This is a genomic window from Flavobacterium sp. (genome assembly GCF_035299245.1).
Classification (GTDB): Bacteria; Bacteroidota; Bacteroidia; order Flavobacteriales; family Flavobacteriaceae; genus Flavobacterium.
In genome coordinates, this window is record NZ_DATGWY010000003.1 from 26,358 (window position 1) to 47,099 (window position 20,742).

Genomic DNA, 20,742 nt, shown 5'->3' on the forward strand with positions numbered 1-20,742 from the left:
AAAACTTTTAAATGCGCATATTACTTGTAGGTGAGTTTAGCCGATTACACAATTCGCTCAAAGAAGGATTGGTTCAATTAGGACACGAAGTGGTTTTGGTAAACAATGGCGATGGTTTTAAAGATTATCCTGCTGACATTAGCTACAAGGCAAAATTCTTCAAATCAAAATTAGGCAATATTCCACGACAAATTTGGTATCGAATGTTTAAGTTTGATTTGGCTCAATTGGAATTTGGCATTCGGTTTTATTTCAAATTGAAAGAACTAAAAGATTTTGATGTTGTACAATTGATTAATGAAGCGCCGATTCAAACCTTGCCTTCGTTTGAATTGTATTTACTCAAAAAACTACTTCATCAGAATAAAAAAACCTTTCTATTATGTTGTGGTGTGGATTATGTTATAATGAAGTACATGCTCGATAAAAAGTTGCGGTATTCAATTATGGATCCGTATTTTGAAGGCATTCCTGAAGCCAAAATTCAATACCATTCGATGTTTGATTTTGTAACCAAAGCACATAAAAAAGTACACGATTATTTGTATAAAAACATACAAGGTGTGATTGCAAGCGATTTGGATTATGTGACTCCGTTGAAGGAAAACCCAAAGTATTTAGGTTTGATTCCGAATCCGATTAACACTGACACCATTGCTTTCGAAGAACAAAAAATTGAAGACAAAATCATCATCTTCTTAGGCATCAACAATGGAAATTCGTATAAAAAAGGGGTTCATTATTTTGAAAAAGCCCTAGAAAAAATCCAAGCACTTTATCCTGATAAAGTTGAAATTATCGTCACTCGAAGTATTCCGTACAGCGACTATTTACGTCATTATTCAAGAGCACATATAGTGTTGGATCAAGTGTATTCTTTTGACCAAGGTTATAATGCTTTGGAAGCGATGTCAAGAGGAAAAGTCGTTTTTACAGGCGCTGAAAGGGAGTTTCTTGACCACTATGGTTTACAGGAAAATGAAGTCGCAATTAATGCTTTGCCCGATGTTGATTCAATTGTTAACGAGCTGTCAAGTTTGATTGAGCAACCCGAGAGAATAATGGCTATTGGATTACGAGCTAGAGCTTTTATTGAAAGAGAACATCATTATATAAAAACTGCAAAAATGTACTGTGACACCTGGAATCCTATTTCGTAAATCTACTAAGTTTTGATTTGATATAATTACTTACAGAAACCCTTTTGTTGAGTTCGGTATAGGAAAACGTAATCGAGAGCAACACCAATACTGAAAGCATTAGGTAGTTCCAAACGCCATCAGTGAACAAAACGATAAAAACCGAGAAAATGCTCAATAAAACACTCACTACAATCAGTTTTTTGCATTCTTTATAAAAAGTAAAGTCGTATTTATTTTTCACTACATAATAAACGTAAATACCATAAATTATGTAATTGATTATATAGGCTAATCCGATGCCTTCGAGACCTAAACGTTGGTATAAAAATAGTGTCAAAGTAACGTTTAAAACATCTGCTAAAAGTTCTTGTTTAAAATATTGCCATCGATCACCTTTAGCCAAAATGAGATAAGCCAAAGGCATTAATATTGATTTTAAAACAACCGAAATCAAGGCTAATTTTAATATCGAAAATGCTGCCAAAAACTCCTTAGTAAATAGGATTTGGATTAAAAAAGGTCCGAAAATAAACAGAAAAATAATGGCAGGAGTGACCAACAAAATGGCAATTTCAATCTGACTGTTTACCAACTCATTTACTTTTTTTGTATCTGAATTTATCGCTGTTAATTTAGGATAAAAATCATACGACATAGCATTAAAAATCAACCCCAAGTAGTTTACAATGATAATGGTATTAACCTGATAAAAACCCAAAACACTCGAAGTGGAACCACCTTCATTTAAAAACAATCTGATGATAAAAAAACAAACTTGTCCTAAAATTAAATTTACAGACAATACAAAACCCAATTTCATCATTGGACTCGATTGTTTGATGAACTCATTTGCATTAGCAAAGTCAAATTGAAAAGTATACTGTTTGGTAAAATAAATAGTGACTAAAAAAGTAACTGCACTCGTGTAAAGAACCACCCAAATTATACCATCAATTTTAAGATAATAATAAATTAGTATTGACCCTATTGCGGAGAAAAAAGCGATAATTATGTTGCACCAAGCCAATGTTTTGATTTGATTAACACCTTGCAGTATGGCCATTCTAGCATTTGAAAAACCTGTCATTATAAAGTAAAATCCTAAAACATAGAACCATTGTTTTTTACTGGAATTTCCAAAAATAAAGTTACTTAAAGTTTCACTGAATATTACAGAAACTATAGCTCCAAACACTCCAACAAAAAGGGCAATTCTCTGCAAGTTTTTTATTGATTTTGAAAGCTCGTATGAATGTTCACCAGCAGAATGTAATGCAATTTCTCTGGTACCAACTTTAAGAAATTCAAAACTAGTGATGGAAGATATTAACGAAGCTGCATTGGTTAAAAGCGCAACCAATCCAATCCCAAACGGACCAAGAAAAACAGCAACAAACTTCGAAGTAATGACACTAATAATTAGTTTCAAAACCTGCAAAAAGCCAAAAACTCCAGTCGCTTTTAGTATCGATTGATGTGAACTTATATCTTTAGAATTATCTTCCATAATTAATCGATTATGCAACCTATGGATGTGTATTGATTTTTAAAACTTGTTACCCAAGAAACCCATTGATTAGAATCAATCTCTGAGTTTTCATCTAAAATTTTGGCGATCTCATTCGCTGATATATCCAATGGTAAATCACGATAAACGTCTAATTGATTATTCAGCCATGCATCATTTATAACTTTATTAAATTGAAACATATCAATTTTACCTTCATAATGCTCTTTGTGCTGATTGGTTGCAGCCGACTGAAATCCTGTTCTGAGTAGTTCTTTTGTAGAACTAGCAAACGTTATTTTGCCTTTATTTTGTTTATAAAACTTAAGAGCATTAAGTATTTGGAGTGTTTCCTGAACTTTATTGGAATGATTATTCCACAATTGTGCGTAATAATCTTTGCGTAAAACCGTGCCAGCAACAGCGTAAATTGTGTAATACGCCATGTGTCGCTCAAAAGTATAGATTCTCAATTTGGCTAAGATTCTTCTGTGCCATTTTAAATAATCTTTCCTGAAGATAAAATTATACAGTGTAGGGTTTTCTGTAAATAAGTTGGGAGTTAATAGTTCTAAATGCGCCGTTTTTTTAACCTCTTTATTTTGCTTTAATTTATCATTTCCCAACCAGTAAAGTTTAGTAATAACCGTTTGGTTTTGGATCATTTCATTTCTAATTTTTTCCAATTCGACCGTATCAACAAACCAAGTGTCGTCTTCGATGAGCAAAAAATAATCGGAAACTTCATTGACAACATTTGCCCACAAATCAATTGGAACAACATATTCTTTAGGTTGAATTCCTTGATCAATACTGGCCACTTTTTCATTGTAAAAAGGTGATTTTTTTACAATAACATCCGGATATTTTTGGGTGATTTTATCCAAATAGCTCTGTGGAGTTCCATCATCTAAAATGATGATTTTTCCATTAAAATCAGCAACCTGCTTATAAATGGAATACAAACATCTATCCAAATAATAAGGTCGATTGAACGATTTCACTACTATATCCATTGGTTTATTGTATCAATTACAAAATGTACCTCATCATTGGTCATTACTTGACTCATTGGCAAACTCAATACCTCATCGTGAATCATTTCTGTGATTGGAAAAGATAATGAATTCCAATTTTCCAATGCCTTTTGTTTGTGTGGAGCAATTGGATAATGAATTAATGTTTCAATGTTGTTTTTCAGCAGATAATCGTGTAACTCATTCCTGTTTTTAGTTCGAATGACAAACAAATGAAACACGTGATTCGAGGAGAAATCCCAATAAGGCAATACAATTTTATCGTTTTTTATCTTGGTCAAATACTGAGTTGCTATCTTTTTTCTTATGTTGTTTTCTGAATCAAGATGAGGCAATTTTACGTTTAAAAAAGCAGCTTGTAATTCATCTAAACGCGAATTATAACCTATATAATCGTTATGGTATTTTTTCTCAGAACCGTAATTGCGTAATGAAAAAAGTAATTTTGCCAAATTGTCGTCGTTAGTTGTAATAGCACCACCATCGCCCAAAGCGCCTAAATTTTTACCGGGATAAAAGCTAAAAGCTCGAGTGTTATTTCCTTTAAATTCTAGTCCGTGAGCTTGAGCTGCATCTTCCACTAGGAGTAAATTATGTTTAGAACTGATTTCCATTAGTGCGTCCATATCAGCCAATTGACCGTACAAATGAACTACTAAAATTCCTTTCGTTTTTGACGTTATTTTTTCTTCGATTAATTTTGGATTGATGTTGTAGGTTTGCTCATCGGGTTCAACCAAAACCGGAACCAAATCGGTTTGTAAAATGGCTAAAATTGAAGCAATATAGGTATTTGCAGGAACAATAATTTCATCGCCTTTTTGCAGTTTTCCTAATTGAATATATGCTTTAAAAATTAAAACCAAAGCATCCAAACCATTTCCAACTCCGATACAATACTTACTTTTGGTGTAGTTTGCAAAGTTGGTTTCAAAACTTTTGACTTCATCTCCCAAAATAAACCAACCTTTATCTAAGACCAATTTCAATTTGTCTTGAAATTGTTGTTGATATTGAGCGTTTATCTTTTGTAAATCGAGAAACTTTACCATAATCAAATCGATTCTAATTTAGTGTAATTGGAGGTTGTAAATCGAAGAAAACTTTGAACCGAAGTCTTTGCACCAAAACTTTCCTTCCAATACGCCAAACCTTCATTCAATTGCAAGCCGTTATTTTCAGATGAACTTCCGAAACTAACGTAGCGTTTATCTGAAAACTTCTGAATAATAAAATCAAACAAAACATCCAAAGCAGCTGTTTCGTCTCTATCATTTCCTCCCGAGCTGTATTGAAAATGAGCGACAGTATCGGTTAGAAACATAACAACTCCCGCTTTTATATTGCCCTCTTGATAGGCATTAAAAAGTTGAATTTCATTGGGGAAAAAATCAGCTAATTTTTTTATTTCATCCAATGTATGCACAGGTGCGACTTGAAATCGTTCTTTCAAATTAGGCGATAAGATTTCACTCCAAAAGCCTTCGTAATTTTGATCTTGTTTGATTTCAATATTCAATTCGCTGGCAATTTTCAATGCCCTTTTTCTATTTCTATTGGGATGATACTCTTGATTCCTATCAATTGCCAAATAAACATCGGTTCTAAAACAATTGGCTTGCATCAAAAAAGACAGATAATCAATCTCGTCGGCAATTGTGGTATTGTACAATTTAGGCAAAAGTTTAAGTTCGAAAGTCTGAACATTATTTTCTTTTAAAAAAATCATCAACTCCTTAAAAATAGTAATGTATTCTTTTATTCTAACATCTTCGTTAATTACCAATGCACCATAGCTCAATCCTTGATGCGAATACACCGTATCTCCTACTCTATTAGCGGGTAAAACCGCAACGACTTTTTTATCATTAAAAACCAGCAACGAATAGTCGTCAAAACGATTTTTGTGGTATTCCATAAAATTACGTTGAAACAAAAAAGTTGCGTTTTTTGCCTTCGAAATAAAGTCATTCCAAAGCGCAAAATCTTCATTTTGATAAAGTCTAATCTGATACTGTTTCACCATCGCGTTTTAACTTCGGAAAATTACATAATTATTTTAACCTAATCATTAGATAGAAAAAAATTGCTCATCAAAAATAATTTTGTATTTTTAGACTTATTATCAACCATTTGCTGTGAAAATAAAACTCCGTATTTTCCTTTTTAGTATAGTCATCTTCGGATTTTGCTCTGTTTATGGGCAAAATGTTTCATTGTACAGTCAGTTTAATGGGAAATACGATTTTGTTTTTGTTGGTAACACTATGAACTTAGGTGAAAACAATATTACGGCGGGTTGCAGTGATTTACTATTGACTTCGTCATCTGCGAATTTAAACTTGAGTGCAGGACAAACAATTAGCGGTGTTTACCTCTATTGGGCAGGTTCGGGATTAGGCGATTTTGATGTGAAGTTAAATGGAACTTCAATTACCGCAGAACGAACATTTACCAACGTTAGTGTAACTTCTGGATTGAATTATTTTAGTGCTTTTGCCAATGTCACTAATCTGGTTTCTACAACAGGAAATGGCACGTATACCTTATCGGAATTGGACATTTCACAAACCTTGAATTCGATTCCGGGCTATTGCAACAACAGAACCAATTTTGCAGGTTGGTCGTTGGTAGTCATCTACGAAGATTTGACCTTGCCGTTGAATCAAATTAACATTTACGATGGTTTACAAAGTATTCCCAATACATTATCCATAACATTGACAAGCTTAAATGTCATTAATACAGCTGGAGCCGAAATTGGTTTTATTGCTTGGGAAGGCGACGGTATTTTGGCTGTTAATGAAACGCTACGATTAAACGGAATTACATTAAGCAATCCGCCATTAAATCCTGCCAATAATGCCTTTAACGGAACCAATAGTTTCACAAATGCCAACAATCTATTTAATATGGATTTGGATGTATACAACATACAGAATAACATTACTGTAGGAAGTACAACTGCTTTGATTGAAATGACGTCTGGGCAAGATGTGGTGTTAATGAATTGCGTAGTCACCAAACTCAACAGTCAATTACCTGATGCAACAATAACCATTGATGAAGTAGAACAAGAATGCAATTCGAGAAACATTGTTGTTGATTATACCGTTTATAATGTAAATTCTACTGATGTGTTGCCGGGTGGCGTTCCGATAGCTATTTATGCCAATGGAACTTTTATTCAATATACTGAAACATTAGCTCCAATTGCCATTGGTGGTTCTGAGAGTGGTCAGATTTCGTTAACAATTCCGAGTTCAGTTCCCAATAATTTTACCTTACAATTTGTGGTCGATGATACCGGAAATGGAACCGGAATAGTGTTAGAAACCAATGAAAATAACAACAGTGATTCTGAATTGATTTCGCTTTGGGTTTCGCCTTTATTCAATCCATTGCAAGACTTATTTGAATGTGTTAATGTGATTGGAAATGTGCCTTTTGATTTCTCGAATTACGCTACAAGTGTATTGGTAAATCCAACCGATACAGTACAATTCTTCAACAGTTATAATGACGCATTTGACAATATAAATCCGATTTTGAATCCGAGTAATTTTATTGTTAACGCGAACACAACAACTATTTTCATCCGAATTGACAATGAGAATTGCTTCAGCATTACTTCGTTTGATATTAATTTGATTTTATTTCCTGATTTCAATGAGTTGGACGATTTATTTACGTGCCGAGTAGATGCGAATTCATCTTTTGATTTTTCCAGTTATGCCGATTTGGCAAATGTAAATTCAACTGATGCAGTAACTTTTCATGAAACAGCTCAAGATGCAGCAAACAATAACAATCCGATAACAAATACTACTGCTTACATTCCTGCTACAACTCCAAAAGAAATTTTTATACGGATTGATAATGGCTTTTGCAAAAGTGTAACTTCGTTCTTTTTGGATTATTACGAATTACCCCAATTCAATCCGCTTGAAAATCTATTGGTGTGTAACGAAGGCTATACTCAGGGAACATTTGATTTTTCAAATTATGAGAACGATGTAAAAACAAATCCAGACGACAATGCTTCTTTTTTCACTACGTTTGAAGATGCGCAAAACGAAACCAACGAGATTGTAAACATTTCATCATTTGTTGCCGAAACTACTCCGAAAGAGATTTTTGTGCGTATTGAAAATGAAAATTGTTTTACTACCACTTCATTTCTATTGACTACTGAAAATTGCCCACCAATAGTTTACAATTACGTTTCCGCTAATAACGACGGATACAACGAGACTTTTTTTATTGAAGGATTACGCAATGTTTTTCTGAATTTCGAATTACTGATTTTTAATCGTTGGGGAAAATTAGTTTGGACAGGAGACAACAATTCGCCCGACTGGGATGGATTTGCTACTAAAGGGATTTTGTTGAATGATGCAAGTTCGCCAAAGAGCACATTTTACTATATTTTGTACCTCAACGACGAAAATTATCCTGAGCCTTTACAAGGTTATCTTTATTTTACAAAATAATAAGTCTAAAAAACTACATATTCTGAGTATAGTAATTATAATCTTTAATCACTATTCTGATAAAATCTTCGCTCTTTCCTGATTGATTTTTTATTCCGGTTACTGATTCAATTTTTTCTTTCAACTTAACAATTACGTCCAAATCATTTCTAGAAAGCGCGGTGTGTAATGTTTCTTTTATAATTCGAACATCGTTATCGGTTAATTTAATTACCAACGGATAAGTTGGAACATACATTTCACCAATATCTTCTAAAATCGAACTGTTGATGGTGACTTTGTTCTTGAGAGTGATAACAGCAGTACCAGCAGCAACATCACCTAAACGCTGTGTTTTGTCGTTGACAATCATTGCAATTAATCCGATTATTCCGCTTGTAATACCAATATCAACAATACGAACAACCCATCGAATAAGGTAATCACCAAACGAAGCCTGATAACCATCAATTTTAACCACTTTTATCTTCATTACACGCTTTCCAATCGTTTGTCCTTCCATTAAACTTTCAAACAAAAGAGAATAAAAAACAATGGGTAGCGACAAAACTGAGTAAATCGCCATGCCTGTCCAAAAATCAATTGAATTAAAAAACGAACCTAGATTTAATACTATGATAAAAATCAAAAACAACAGAAAAACATAAGATGCTTTAACCAAAAAATCAACTAAGTAAGCCAATACTCGCTCACCAACTGTTGCTGCCTCAAAATTAATATTTACATTTTGAGTGGTATTTATGGTTAATTCAGACATATTTTTATATTTTAGCGTTCAATGAGAGAAGTTGCTTTTATAAAACAAAATAAAGAAAAATGGCTTGATTTTGAGCAAGCAATTTTTGGTAAATCTAAAAAAAATCCTGATGAAATGGCTAGTTTGTATGTTCATTTGATCAATGATTTATCGTATGCACAAACTTATTACCCTAAAAGTAAGATAGTTACCTACTTAAATTATTTAGCTTCTCAATTGTATCAAAAAATTTACAAAACCAAAAGAGTAGAAAAAAATCGATTTTTAGCTTTTTTTATCACCGAAGTTCCTTTAATTGTTTATCAATACAGAAGATACGTTTTGTATGCCTTTTTGCTGTTTTTTTGTTTTTTAACTATTGGTGTCGTTTCGGCTAAATACGACTCTCAATTTGTTCGTTCTATTTTGGGTGACGGTTATGTAAATGAAACTCTAGAAAACATAAAAGACGGTAATCCAGTTGCGATTTATAAATCAAGTGGAAGTCTTCAAAGCTTTATCGGAATTACTTTACATAACATCGAAGTAGGTGTAAAAAGTTACATTTATGGCATTTTTTTGGGTTTTGGCACTTTCTTCTATTTGTTTTACAATTGCATCATGTTGGGCAGTTTTCAATATTTTTTCTATGAACAAAATGTTTTTTGGGAAAGTGTCAGAGGAATATGGATTCACGGCTCGATGGAAATTTTCGCCATGATAATTGAAGCTGGTTGCGGACTAATATTAGGTGCTTCTATTCTTTTTCCGAGAACATTTTCTCGCATCAATTCGCTGAAAATTGGGTTTAAAAATAGCTTCAAAATATTTTTAAGCACATTACCTTTTACCATTGCCGCTGGTTTTCTAGAAGGATTTGTCACTCGTTATGCACTTGAAATGCCAAAATGGTTAGGAATCTCAATAATACTATCAACTTTATCGTTAATTTCATTCTACTATTTAGTATATCCTTTTTTAGTACATCGGAAGCAGAATAAAAACCAACCCACTTTGTAATCCTTTATAAGCACTAGTAATCACGTGAATAAGCTATTTCTTTTACTACTCTTCTTTTTTAGCTTCCATTGTAAAGCAATAGATTCTTTGGCTACAGAACAAAAGAAACCTCAGCATTTTACTGAAAAGGATTTATTAATTGACTCACAAAAAATCACTCCAACTCATTTTGAAAATAGCATCAAAGAAGATTATTCGTCGGAAGATTTCAACTACGTAGAAAAAATTCCTGAAAAAAGCGCTTGGGATCATTTTAAAGAATGGCTACGGAATTTGATTCGAAAATCATTTGGTGTGACTGGACCAGTTGCTGGTATTATCGTCGTTTGGATTTTCTATGCAATAGCCATTATAGTAGTCGCATTGGTTATTTATTACATTGTAAAATCAATGGTCAACAAAGAAGGACAGTGGATTTTTGCCAAATCATCATCAAAAAGAATCATCAATTACGACGATATTGAACGTAATTTGAAAGACGTCGATTTTGATGAATTAATTAAAAACACTTTAAAATCGGGTGATAACCGATTAGCCATTCGCTATTATTATCTGTGGATTTTGAAACAAATGGCCGAAAAAGGCATCATCGATTGGAATCCTGAAAAAACCAATTCTGATTATTTATACGAAATCAAATCCAATACGCTAAAAACTGATTTTTCGTACATCTCTTATTTGTACAATTACATTTGGTATGGAGAATTTGAAATGGACCAAGCCTCTTTTGAAAGTGCAAAACATACAATGGAAAAAACACTACAATCACTGTAACAATGAATACTAAAATTAAAATATACATTGGTTTATTAGTGATGCTTTTGGTGTTGATTCTTTACATTGATGCTACAAAACAAAAGCCTATTGATTGGTCGCCTAATTATGATGTGAATCAAAAATCTCCTTTTGGGTTGTATGTTTTTGAGAAAGAATATTCTAAAATTCTGAAGAAAAACGAACTCAAAAAAACAACAGTAACAGCCTACGAATATTTGGTAAACGATTTTGATTACGATACCTTAGTGAATTCATACAAAACCAAAGGAACAGTTTTATACCTATCAGAATACTGTACTATTGACGAAGAATCAGCACAAGAACTATTGTATTATGCACAACACGGAAATTCGATTTTCATCAGCGCTAAAAGCTTTCCCAAAATACTACACGACACCTTAAAATTCACTATTGAAGTTGATTATCCTTCCCAAAACCAAATGGCTTTTTCACTAGCTAATCCCAATTTAGGTAGTGCAAAATACACTTTTGACCGTGGTGTTAGTGCCGGTTATTTTAGTAAAATTGATACACTAAACACTACGTTATTAGGTCATCAAAATTCAAATAAAAAAGAAAAAGTAAACTTTATAAAAATAGCCTATAAAACCGGTTATTTTTATTTACACACACAACCTGTAGTATTTACAAACTATAATTTACTGAAAAACAATCAACGCCATTATACTGAGAAAATCATTTCCTACATTCCAAAAGGAAATGTAATTTGGTTATTAAAAGGACAAAAAGGCAAATTAGAAGCGGGTTCGCCAATACACTATTGGGTGAGTCAGCCCGCATTAAAATATTCATGGTTTTTACTGTTATTTGGATTGGCGATTTTTATGATTTTCAACGCCAAACGCAAACAAAGAGTGGTTCCAATTATTCAACCTTTGCAAAATACTACTGTTGATTTTGCTAAAACGATCGGAAACTTATACTATCAAGAAGGCAATCATCAAAACATAATTGATAAAAAAATTATTTATTTTTTAGAAAAAATAAGGCATGATTATTTAATTGAAACTAGCATTTTAGATGAAAATTTTATTAAGAAATTCCACCTAAAGTCGGGTAAAAATATCGACGATATTAATAATGTAGTACGATTAATTAATTACCAAAGATCAACCTATAATCAAAGTATCGAAGACGATTTGATTGAATTAAATAATGCTATTGAAAAGATTTTAAATTAAAAAGAAAAGTACATATCATGGAAAATAACGAAACTAATTTTGAACCATCTCTTCCTGAAAATTCAGGTATAAATTTTAAATCTCGTTTGGATTTAGCGCCACTCTTGAATGGTGTTGAAAAAATCAAAAAAGAAATTGAAACCGTAATTGTAGGTCAACACAAAATGATTGATCAATTGTTGGTTGCTATTCTATCCAACGGTCATATTTTAATTGAAGGTGTTCCTGGAGTTGCTAAAACCATTACAGCTAAAATTTTGGCTAAAACAATTTCTGTTGATTTCAGTCGAATTCAATTCACGCCCGATTTGATGCCTTCGGATATTTTAGGAACTTCGGTTTTCGACCTCAAGAAATCTGAATTTGAATTCAAAAAAGGTCCTGTTTTTTCCAATTTAGTTTTAATCGACGAAATCAATCGAGCTCCAGCCAAAACACAAGCTGCTTTGTTTGAAGTAATGGAAGAACGCCAAATTACCATTGACGGAACCACTTATGTTTTGGATAAACCATTTATTGTATTGGCAACTCAAAACCCAATTGAACAAGAAGGAACGTATCGTTTACCCGAAGCTCAATTGGATCGTTTCTTGTTTAAAATTAACGTTGATTATCCTATTTTGGAAGAAGAAATCAATATTATTCAAAGGGAACATTCGTTACAAAATCACGGAAAATTAGACCATATTCAATCGATACTTTCTGGTGACGAAATTAAGCAATATCAAGACTTGGTAAAACAAATTATTGTTGAACCCAATCTATTAGAATACATCGCCAAACTGGTGGTAAATACGCGAGAAAATGCTTTTCTATATTTGGGAGCATCGCCAAGAGCATCGATTGCAATTTTAAATGCTGCTAAAGGTTTTGCGGCAATTCGAGGACGTGATTTTGTGACTCCAGAAGACATCAAAGACGCATCAATCCCAGTGTTACAACACAGAGTGATTGTTACTCCTGAACGAGAAATGGAAGGTTTATCGAGCGTTGAAATTATTAAACAAATCATAGAAAACATCGAAATTCCGCGGTAAATCAACATGAAACTTTTTAAGCAACTTTACATCAACAATTTATTTTTCTACTTACTAGGTGGTATTGTAGTGATGTTTTGCTGTGCTTTCTTTTTTCCTTTTATCTTTAATGCAACTAAGTATTTATTATTGGTTTTGTTTGGTTTCTTTGCAATGGATGTTTTACTTCTTTTCAATTCAAAAAAAGAAATCGAAGGTCAACGAATTACTCCTGAAAAATTATCCAATGGAGATGAAAATGCGATCGCAGTATCCATACGAAATCATTATTATTTTACCATTTTTGCCAAAGTAATTGATGAAATTCCGTATCAATTTCAAGTGAGAGATTTTGAAATCAAACGCACAATAAAGAACAATTCATCTGATGATTTTCAATACTATTTACGACCAACCGAACGGGGCGAATACCATTTTGGAAACCTCAACATTTATGTCAGTTCTCCGCTTCGATTAATTTCAAAACGATTCACATTTGATAAGGATAATAAGGTTCCAACGTATCCGTCGTACATTCAATTACGTAAATATGATTTAATTGCTTTTTCGAATAATTTACGTCAATACGGACTCAAAAAAATACGGCGTATAGGACACACAATGGAATTTGAACAAATAAAAGAATACATACAAGGCGACGATATCAGAACCTTGAACTGGAAAGCTACAGCAAAGAAAAATGCCTTAATGGTGAATCAGTTTCAAGACGAAAAATCGCAACATGTATACATGGTAATCGACAAAGGACGAACCATGAAAATGCCTTTTAATGGATTGAGTTTGCTCGATTATGCCATCAACGCAACTTTGGTACTATCGAATGTAATTCTAAAAAAACACGACAAAGCTGGAATGTTTTCGTTTTCGAAAAAAATAGACAATCGCGTGGTGGCTGAGAAACGAACGTCGCAAATGCAAAAAATTCTGGAAAGCTTATACAATGTCAAAACTGATTTTTTTGAAAGTGATTATTCTCGTTTGTATGCCGACGTAAAGAAAAATATCAACCAACGAAGTTTAATTGTTCTATATACTAATTTCGAAACTTTAGATGGATTGTACCGCCAATTACCTTATTTGAAAGGTATTGCAAAAAACCATTTACTCGTTGTGGTCTTTTTCCAAAACACAGAACTCAATCACATTACCGAGAAAAAAGCAGAAAATGTTCAAGAAATTTATGATAAAGTAATCGCTGAAAAATTCATTTTCGAGAAAAAACTCATCGTCAACGAACTCAAAAAATACGGAATCCATTCGGTTTTAACACAACCTGAAAGTTTGACGTTGGACACCATTAATAAATATTTAGAAATAAAAGCGCGCGGAATACTATAACCAAAAACAAAGAAAATGAAAAAAAAATTACTCAGCTTATTTTTGATCATTACTAGCTATTTAGTTGTAAATGCTCAAGAGGACACTTTGGAAGTCTATTATCAAAAAATAGAACAGTCGTTAAAATACCAAACAGGCACTATTGAATTGACAGAAGGCAACGGAACTTTGTCAGTACCAAAGGGATTCAAATTTCTTGACGGTAAGCAAACTCAATACGTTTTACATGATTTGTGGGGAAATCCCGAGGATACAACTGTGTTGGGTTCTTTGGTACCTGAAAACATTGGCGTAACATATGCCAACAGTTGGTTATTTGTCATAAGCTATCAAGCAGATGGATACGTTAAAGATGATGATGCAAACGACATTGATTATGACGAGTTGTTGGAGCAAATGAAAGAAGACACAAAAGTTTCAAATGAGGAAAGAAAAAAAATGGGTTATGATACCGCAGAGCTTATTGGTTGGGCGTCTAAGCCTTTTTACGATGATAAACTCAAAGTACTTCATTGGGCAAAAGAAATAAAATTTGGCAGTTCGGTAGGCAATACTTTAAATTACGATTTAAGGGTTTTAGGAAGAAGAGGAATGTACAATGTTTCTGCTGTAGCCAATATGTCAGAAATAAAAGATGTAAAATCAAGCATTCCGGGTATCATCAACAGCATTCAATTCAAAGAAGGAGATAAATACATCGACTTTGACTCGTCAACAGATACTGTTGCAGCATGGACTATTGGTGGTTTGGTAGCAGGAAAAGTGCTCGCAAAAGTGGGATTCTTTGCTATTATTGCTAAGTTTGGAAAAATAATTTTCTTCGGACTTATAGCTGCTTTTGCAGCAGTTAAAAAGTTCATCTTCAATAAAAAAGATCAAGAAGTTTCTAGACCAAAAGAAGATATTGCCGAAGAACAAAATAATGAAAATCAGGAGCCGTAATACCAAAACCTATTACTTAATATCAATAAATAAAGCCTACAGAATTTGTAGGCTTTATATTTATTTAGGTATTTTTGACTTTTATTTCTATTGATCGAAAAATGAATAAACAAATCACTTCCTCACAAAATCCGTTCATCAAATCGTTGGTTTTACTTCAGGAAAAAGCCAAAGCCCGAAAACAATCGGGAACGTTTTTAATTGAAGGAATGCGCGAAATTGAATTGGCTCTGAAAGGAAAATACGAACTGGAAACTGTTTTGATTTGTCCTGAATTAATAGATAAATCTTACAATCTTACAATCTTACACTCCTACAATATAATAGAAATCTCCAAAGAAGTCTATCAAAAACTAGCCTATCGCGATACAACAGAAGGAATACTCGCTGTAGCTAAAACTAAATCGTTACAATTATCCGATTTACATCTTCCTGAAAATCCATTAATTTTAGTTATGGAAGCCATCGAAAAACCTGGAAATATTGGAGCCATGTTGCGCACTTGTGATGCAGCCAAAGTAGATGCTGTTATTATAGCTAATCCAAAAACCGATTTATACAATCCTAATATTGTTCGATCCAGCGTTGGTTGTTTGTTTACCAATCAAATCGCAACAGGTTCTTCAGAAGAGGTAATTAAATTTTTGAATCAGAAAAATATTACTATCTTTGGTGCAACGTTACAGAATTCCCAGTTCTATCATCAACAAGACTATACTACTCCAACTGCATTAGTTGTAGGCACAGAAGCAACAGGTTTGTCAGAAGCTTGGCGCACAAATGCTATCCAAAACATCATCATACCAATGCAAGGTGAAATCGATTCTATGAATGTTTCAGTAGCTTCAGCGATTTTATTATTCGAAGCAAAGAGACAAAGAGGATTTAAAATTTCAACCTAATTTAATCATAATGAGACATTATTTTTTTTGTATTACTTGCCTGATTTGTTCTTCACTTTCTTTTTCTCAAATTACTGAATCTCAACTGGATCAATTAGTTGAAAAAACTCAAGCCACTTTTAATGTACCTGGAATTGCAGTAGCCATCATAAAAGATGGAAAAATAGTCATCTCAAAGGGTTACGGAGTTACCAATATCAATACCAAACAAAAAGTAGACGGAAACACATTATTTGGAATTGCTTCTAACAGCAAAGCATTCACAGCTACTGCCTTAGCTATTTTAGTGGATGAAGGAAAAATCAATTGGGACGACAAAGTAAAAAAACACTTGCCTCAATTTAAAATGTACAATAAGTACGTTACCGATGAATTTACCATTCGCGATTTACTGACACACAAAAGCGGACTTGGTTTGGGCGCTGGTGACTTAATGATTTGGCCTGACGGACATAATTTTACTCCCGATGATATTGTAAAAAACATTCAATATTTAAAACCTGTTTCGCCCTTTAGAACCAAATACGATTACGATAATTTATTGTATGTGATTGCGGGCGAAGTAGTAGAAAAGGTATCAGGCAAATCATGGTGCGATTTTGTAGAAGAACGCATTATGAAACCCATCGGAATGAACAATAGCGCCGCATCTTGGTCGCGTTTGAAAGACACAACCAACACTATTGTTCCTCACGTTCCAACCGATGGCAAATTAGAAGTAATTCCACGCTACAAAAACTCTATTTTTGATGCAGCAGCCGGATTGTATTCCAGCACAAACGACTTGAGTAAATGGTTGATTACGCAAATGAACCAAGGTAAAAATGAATACGGTCAGCAAATTTTTAGCGAAAAACAACACAAAGAAATGTGGACGTCGCAAACTATTTTACCCGAACGCAATCCATATCCTTATAAAACCAATTTTAGAAGTTATGGTCTAGGTTGGCAACTTACCGACATAAACGGGTTTTTACAGGTTTCACATACTGGAGGTTTGGACGGAATTGTAACTCAAACCATAATGTTTCCAGAAATTCAATTGGGAATAATTGTATTAACCAACCAACAATCAGGTGCTGCGTTTACTGCCATTTCAAATACTATAAAAGACAGTTATTTGGGATTACCTTATTTTGACCATTTACAATACTTAAGTAAAGACCGACAAGGAAAAGAAGACGAAGCCGATAAAATTACCGAAGAAGTTTGGGAAACAGTCAAAAACACTACTACAAAGGTTAATCTAAAAAAATACATCGGAACTTATACCGATAATTGGTTTGGGGAAGTTTTCATTACTGAAAAGAATGGCAAGTTGTATTTTGCCTCTAAGCGTTCTCCACGCCTTAAAGGCGAAATTTTTCTGTATAAAGGTGAAAATTTTGTTGTCAAATGGGACATCCGAAGTTTCCACGCCGATGCACATATTTTCTTTAAAATTGATGCTAAAGGAAAAGCTTCCGGTTTTACTATGAAAGCCATTTCTCCGCTCACCGATTTTAGCTACGATTTTCACGACTTAAACTTTAAAAAAGCAGCTCAAAAAAGCAGAGTCTAAAAGACACAACCTACTTTTTTTGAATTCATAATTTTGAATTTGAAGCTTATTTAAAATTTGTTTTTTTTCATTTAGAATTTCTTCAACGTTTCTATTGGAAATTGAATAATTATTTCTAATTTTAGAGTATTGAAGAACATCACATGACAGAGATTGATTTAGAAGAAGAAAAAAAAGCATTAGCTAGAGAATACAAAGAGTTACTCCGAATTAGTTATCAGACACTTACACCCGAAGATAAGAAATTAATTCGGAAAGCTTTTGATGTAGCTGTTGACGCTCACAAAGACCAACGAAGAAAATCGGGTGAAGCCTATATTTTCCATCCAATCGGTGTAGCCAAAATTGTGGCTTCAGAAATCGGTTTGGGTGCCACCGGAATTGCTGCAGCCTTACTTCACGATGTAGTGGAAGACACTCCGATAACTGTTGAAGATTTAGAAAAACAATTCAACCCAAAAATAGCCCATTTAGTTGAAGGATTAACCAAAATCGCTCAGGTTAAAAAAGACATGAATATTTCCATGCAAGCGGAAAATTTCAGAAAAATGCTTTTGACCTTAAACGATGATGTTCGGGTAATTCTCATTAAAATTGCCGACCGTTTGCACAACATGCAAACCATGGATTCAATGCCCGATTACAAACAAGTAAAAATTGCATCCGAAACGTTGTACATCTATGCTCCACTGGCCCATCGATTGGGATTGTACAACATCAAAACCAAACTTGAAGATTTAGGATTAAAATACACCGAACCCGAAGTTTACAACGACATCATCAGTAAAATAAAAGAGACCAAAGAAGAACAAGATGCCTATATCAAATTGGTTTCCGATGTACTAAAAAAATCACTCGACGAAGAAGGTGTGGATTACATCATCAAAGGCCGACCCAAATCAGTGTATTCGATTCGCAGAAAAATGGCAGCTCAAAATGTCACTTTCGACGAAGTGTTCGACAAATTTGCCTTACGAATCATTTACAAATCCAATCTACACGATGAAAAGTTTGTGGCTTGGAAAATTTATTCGATTGTAACGGATCATTATCGCCCGAGCCCGAGTCGTTTGCGCGATTGGATTTCGTCGCCTAAATCAACCGGTTACGAAGCCTTACACATTACCGTCATGGGACCAAAAGGTCGTTGGGTAGAAATTCAGGTTCGTAGCGAACGTATGGATGAAATTGCCGAAAAAGGATATGCAGCACATTACAAATACAAACAAGGTGCAACTGAAGAAAGCGGTTTGGATGTGTGGTTGAACTTACTCAAAGAAGCTTTGGAAAACTCTGAAACCAATGCAGTTGATTTTGTGGAAGATTTTAAAATGAATCTCTACGCCAAAGAAATCTTCGTGTTCACGCCCAAAGGAGAAATCAAATCGCTACCCAAAGGCGCCACTTCACTTGATTTTGCGTTCAGCATTCACTCAGAAATCGGAGTAAAAACGCGCGGAACTAGAGTCAACGGAAAGTTAGTTCCTCTGAATTACGAACTCAAAAGTGGTGATCAAATTGAAGTCATTACATCGCCCAATCAAAAGCCAACCATCAATTGGTTTGATTATGTAACTACATCGAGAGCGAAAAATAAAATCCGTAATGTTCTCAACGAAAATACCAAGAAAATAGCCGAAGAAGGCAAAGAATTGCTGACTCGAAAACTCAAACATTTAAAAATCACGTTGAACGAAGGTGTGGTGAATGAATTGGTGAATTTCTTCAAACTCAAAACCAGTTTGGATTTGTTTTACCGTGTCGGAATTGGCTCTATCGAAAACCAACAGCTGAAAGATTTTGCTGCTCAAAAAAGCAATACACTGATTAATTTCTTTAAAAATAAAATCAAACGTTCGCCAACAGCAAACCCAGATGACATTCACAAACAAGAATTAAGCAGTAACTATAATCTATTGGTTTTTGGTAAAGAACAAGATCGTTTGGATTACAAACTTTCGTCGTGTTGCAACCCAATTCCAGGCGACGAAGTATTTGGTTTTGTGACCATCAATGAAGGAATAAAAGTTCACAAACGCGATTGTCCCAACGCCATCAGTATGCAATCGAATTACGCATACCGCATCATGCCAGCGAAGTGGATCGATTCGACACAACAAGAATTCAAAGCCATTCTCAACATTACCGGAATGGACACTTTGGGTTTAACCAACGAATTGACCAAAGTAATTTCGAATCAAATGCACGTGAACATTCAGAGCATTTCGTTGAGTGGTGAAGCCGGAATTTTCAAAGGTCAAGTAACGGTTGTCGTTCAAAACAATAACATCTTAAAAAAACTGATTGAAAACATCAAGAAAATTGATGGAGTTGATAAAATAACGCGTGTTTACAAAAACTAGCTTTCTTTGTCAATTATCCATTATCAATTGTCAATCGTCAATTGCTTCTTATTAACAACAAGTTTATAATTTAAACCTGTAAAATTTTCATACTTCTCAACTAAAATTTATCTTTGCAGAATATGACACTAATTGCTACCGATAACGCTAAAAATCAAGAAACTGTAAAAAACGTTTTTACCGCTTATCTTGAAAACAAAGGACATCGCAAAACGCCCGAACGCTACGCTATTCTTCAGGAAATTTACAACAGCGAAGAGCATTTTGACATCGAGAATTTGTATCTTAAAATGAAGAACAAAAATTACCGTGTTTCGCGTGCCACTTTGTACAACACCATCGAATTATTATTGGATTGTGGTTTGGTTCGTAAGCATCAATTCGGACAAAATCAGGCGCATTACGAAAAATCCTATTTTGATAAACAACACGATCACATCATCATGACCGACTCCGGAGAAGTAATTGAGTTTTGTGATCCACGCATTCAAACCATCAAAAAAACAATAGAAGAAATTTTTGGTATCGAAATTCACAATCATTCGTTGTATTTCTATGCCAACAAAAAATCAATTGATAATGACTAAATTGATTGGGGCGTTGCCTTCGGCCCGGGCTTTCGGCTGCACACGGTGCTTGCCTCACACGAGCGAAGCGAACTGGCGAAGCAATCCCTAACGCGGCA

The 20,742-nt window shown here is 33.9% G+C and carries 17 protein-coding genes; 12 read left to right on the forward strand and 5 right to left on the reverse strand.

Annotated features, from left to right (window positions below):
* The first annotated feature begins 11 nt into the window (after nt 1-11).
* Entirely contained in the window at nt 12-1,160 is a 1,149-nt protein-coding gene (locus tag VK161_RS01570; protein WP_324212993.1) for a glycosyltransferase family protein, read from the forward strand.
* Here VK161_RS01570 and VK161_RS01575 read toward each other — a convergent pair.
* From VK161_RS01575 to VK161_RS01590, 4 genes are read right to left on the reverse strand one after another with little or no spacing between them, the layout of a single operon-like run.
* A complete protein-coding gene (locus VK161_RS01575; protein WP_324212994.1) occupies nt 1,150-2,649 on the reverse strand; it encodes an oligosaccharide flippase family protein in 1,500 nt (499 codons plus the stop codon). The genes VK161_RS01570 and VK161_RS01575 overlap by 11 nt on opposite strands.
* Nucleotides 2,650-2,651: 2 nt before the next feature.
* Nucleotides 2,652-3,665, reverse strand: coding sequence for a glycosyltransferase (locus tag VK161_RS01580; protein WP_324212995.1), 1,014 nt, complete (start codon nt 3,663-3,665; stop codon nt 2,652-2,654).
* The gene (locus VK161_RS01585) at nt 3,656-4,738 is read right to left on the reverse strand and encodes a DegT/DnrJ/EryC1/StrS family aminotransferase (protein WP_324212996.1); all 1,083 of its coding nucleotides are present in this window, start codon (nt 4,736-4,738) and stop codon (nt 3,656-3,658) included. Before VK161_RS01585 ends, VK161_RS01580 begins: the two co-directional genes overlap by 10 nt.
* 2 nt (nt 4,739-4,740) lie before the next feature.
* Nucleotides 4,741-5,604 carry a GNAT family N-acetyltransferase gene (locus tag VK161_RS01590; protein ID WP_324212997.1) on the reverse strand — a complete coding sequence of 288 codons (864 nt, stop codon included), beginning with the start codon at nt 5,602-5,604 and terminating at the stop codon, nt 4,741-4,743.
* 220 nt (nt 5,605-5,824) lie between these two features.
* Here VK161_RS01590 and VK161_RS01595 point away from each other — a divergent pair, with 220 nt between their 5' ends.
* Nucleotides 5,825-8,179 (forward strand): gliding motility-associated C-terminal domain-containing protein, encoded by a 2,355-nt coding sequence (locus tag VK161_RS01595; protein WP_324212998.1) that lies wholly within the window; start codon nt 5,825-5,827, stop codon nt 8,177-8,179.
* A gap of 13 nt (nt 8,180-8,192) precedes the next feature.
* On the opposite strand, the gene VK161_RS01600 is transcribed toward VK161_RS01595, so the two are convergent.
* The gene (locus VK161_RS01600; RefSeq protein ID WP_324212999.1) at nt 8,193-8,936 is read right to left on the reverse strand and encodes an RDD family protein; all 744 of its coding nucleotides are present in this window, start codon (nt 8,934-8,936) and stop codon (nt 8,193-8,195) included.
* Nucleotides 8,937-8,957: 21 nt separating this feature from the next.
* On the opposite strand from VK161_RS01600, the gene VK161_RS01605 reads away from it, so the two are divergent.
* The 10 genes from VK161_RS01605 to VK161_RS01650 all read left to right on the forward strand — a co-directional run bounded on the left by VK161_RS01605 (nt 8,958) and on the right by VK161_RS01650 (nt 20,644).
* Nucleotides 8,958-9,935, forward strand: a complete 978-nt coding sequence (locus VK161_RS01605; protein WP_324213000.1) for a stage II sporulation protein M — start codon at nt 8,958-8,960, stop codon at nt 9,933-9,935.
* 87 nt (nt 9,936-10,022) lie between these two features.
* Entirely contained in the window at nt 10,023-10,709 is a 687-nt protein-coding gene (locus tag VK161_RS01610) for a DUF4129 domain-containing protein (protein WP_324213001.1), read from the forward strand.
* A gap of 2 nt (nt 10,710-10,711) precedes the next feature.
* The gene (locus tag VK161_RS01615; protein ID WP_324213002.1) at nt 10,712-11,914 is read left to right on the forward strand and encodes a DUF4350 domain-containing protein; all 1,203 of its coding nucleotides are present in this window, start codon (nt 10,712-10,714) and stop codon (nt 11,912-11,914) included.
* Nucleotides 11,915-11,931: 17 nt separating this feature from the next.
* Complete coding sequence (locus VK161_RS01620) at nt 11,932-12,951, forward strand: MoxR family ATPase (protein ID WP_324213003.1); 1,020 nt, start codon at nt 11,932-11,934, stop codon at nt 12,949-12,951.
* Between the two features lie 6 nt (nt 12,952-12,957).
* A complete protein-coding gene (locus tag VK161_RS01625) occupies nt 12,958-14,289 on the forward strand; it encodes a DUF58 domain-containing protein (RefSeq protein WP_324213004.1) in 1,332 nt (443 codons plus the stop codon).
* A 15-nt stretch (nt 14,290-14,304) separates the two neighbouring features.
* Entirely contained in the window at nt 14,305-15,231 is a 927-nt protein-coding gene (locus tag VK161_RS01630; RefSeq protein WP_324213005.1) for a DUF2167 domain-containing protein, read from the forward strand.
* Between the two features lie 101 nt (nt 15,232-15,332).
* A complete protein-coding gene (locus VK161_RS01635) occupies nt 15,333-16,133 on the forward strand; it encodes an RNA methyltransferase (RefSeq protein WP_324213006.1) in 801 nt (266 codons plus the stop codon).
* A 10-nt stretch (nt 16,134-16,143) separates the two neighbouring features.
* A complete protein-coding gene (locus VK161_RS01640) occupies nt 16,144-17,694 on the forward strand; it encodes a serine hydrolase (protein ID WP_324213007.1) in 1,551 nt (516 codons plus the stop codon).
* A 143-nt stretch (nt 17,695-17,837) separates the two neighbouring features.
* The gene (locus VK161_RS01645) at nt 17,838-20,057 is read left to right on the forward strand and encodes a RelA/SpoT family protein (protein WP_324213008.1); all 2,220 of its coding nucleotides are present in this window, start codon (nt 17,838-17,840) and stop codon (nt 20,055-20,057) included.
* Between the two features lie 122 nt (nt 20,058-20,179).
* On the forward strand, nt 20,180-20,644 hold the full coding sequence (locus VK161_RS01650) for a transcriptional repressor (RefSeq protein ID WP_324213009.1): 465 nt from the start codon (nt 20,180-20,182) through the stop codon (nt 20,642-20,644).
* Nucleotides 20,645-20,742: the final 98 nt, after the last annotated feature.

Excerpts from the sequence above, each read along its gene's own strand:
- VK161_RS01570 (WP_324212993.1), top strand. The coding sequence starts at position 12 with ATGCGCATATTACTTGTAGGTGAGTTTAGCCGATTACACAATTCGCTC.
- VK161_RS01575 (WP_324212994.1), bottom strand. The coding sequence starts at position 2,649 with ATGGAAGATAATTCTAAAGATATAAGTTCACATCAATCGATACTAAAA.
- VK161_RS01580 (WP_324212995.1), bottom strand. The coding sequence starts at position 3,665 with ATGGATATAGTAGTGAAATCGTTCAATCGACCTTATTATTTGGATAGA.
- VK161_RS01585 (WP_324212996.1), bottom strand. The coding sequence starts at position 4,738 with ATGGTAAAGTTTCTCGATTTACAAAAGATAAACGCTCAATATCAACAA.
- VK161_RS01590 (WP_324212997.1), bottom strand. The coding sequence starts at position 5,604 with ATGGAATACCACAAAAATCGTTTTGACGACTATTCGTTGCTGGTTTTT.
- VK161_RS01600 (WP_324212999.1), bottom strand. The coding sequence starts at position 8,936 with ATGTCTGAATTAACCATAAATACCACTCAAAATGTAAATATTAATTTT.
- VK161_RS01605 (WP_324213000.1), top strand. The coding sequence starts at position 8,958 with ATGAGAGAAGTTGCTTTTATAAAACAAAATAAAGAAAAATGGCTTGAT.
- VK161_RS01615 (WP_324213002.1), top strand. The coding sequence starts at position 10,712 with ATGAATACTAAAATTAAAATATACATTGGTTTATTAGTGATGCTTTTG.
- VK161_RS01620 (WP_324213003.1), top strand. The coding sequence starts at position 11,932 with ATGGAAAATAACGAAACTAATTTTGAACCATCTCTTCCTGAAAATTCA.
- VK161_RS01625 (WP_324213004.1), top strand. The coding sequence starts at position 12,958 with ATGAAACTTTTTAAGCAACTTTACATCAACAATTTATTTTTCTACTTA.
- VK161_RS01630 (WP_324213005.1), top strand. The coding sequence starts at position 14,305 with ATGAAAAAAAAATTACTCAGCTTATTTTTGATCATTACTAGCTATTTA.
- VK161_RS01635 (WP_324213006.1), top strand. The coding sequence starts at position 15,333 with ATGAATAAACAAATCACTTCCTCACAAAATCCGTTCATCAAATCGTTG.
- VK161_RS01640 (WP_324213007.1), top strand. The coding sequence starts at position 16,144 with ATGAGACATTATTTTTTTTGTATTACTTGCCTGATTTGTTCTTCACTT.
- VK161_RS01645 (WP_324213008.1), top strand. The coding sequence starts at position 17,838 with ATGACAGAGATTGATTTAGAAGAAGAAAAAAAAGCATTAGCTAGAGAA.
- VK161_RS01650 (WP_324213009.1), top strand. The coding sequence starts at position 20,180 with ATGACACTAATTGCTACCGATAACGCTAAAAATCAAGAAACTGTAAAA.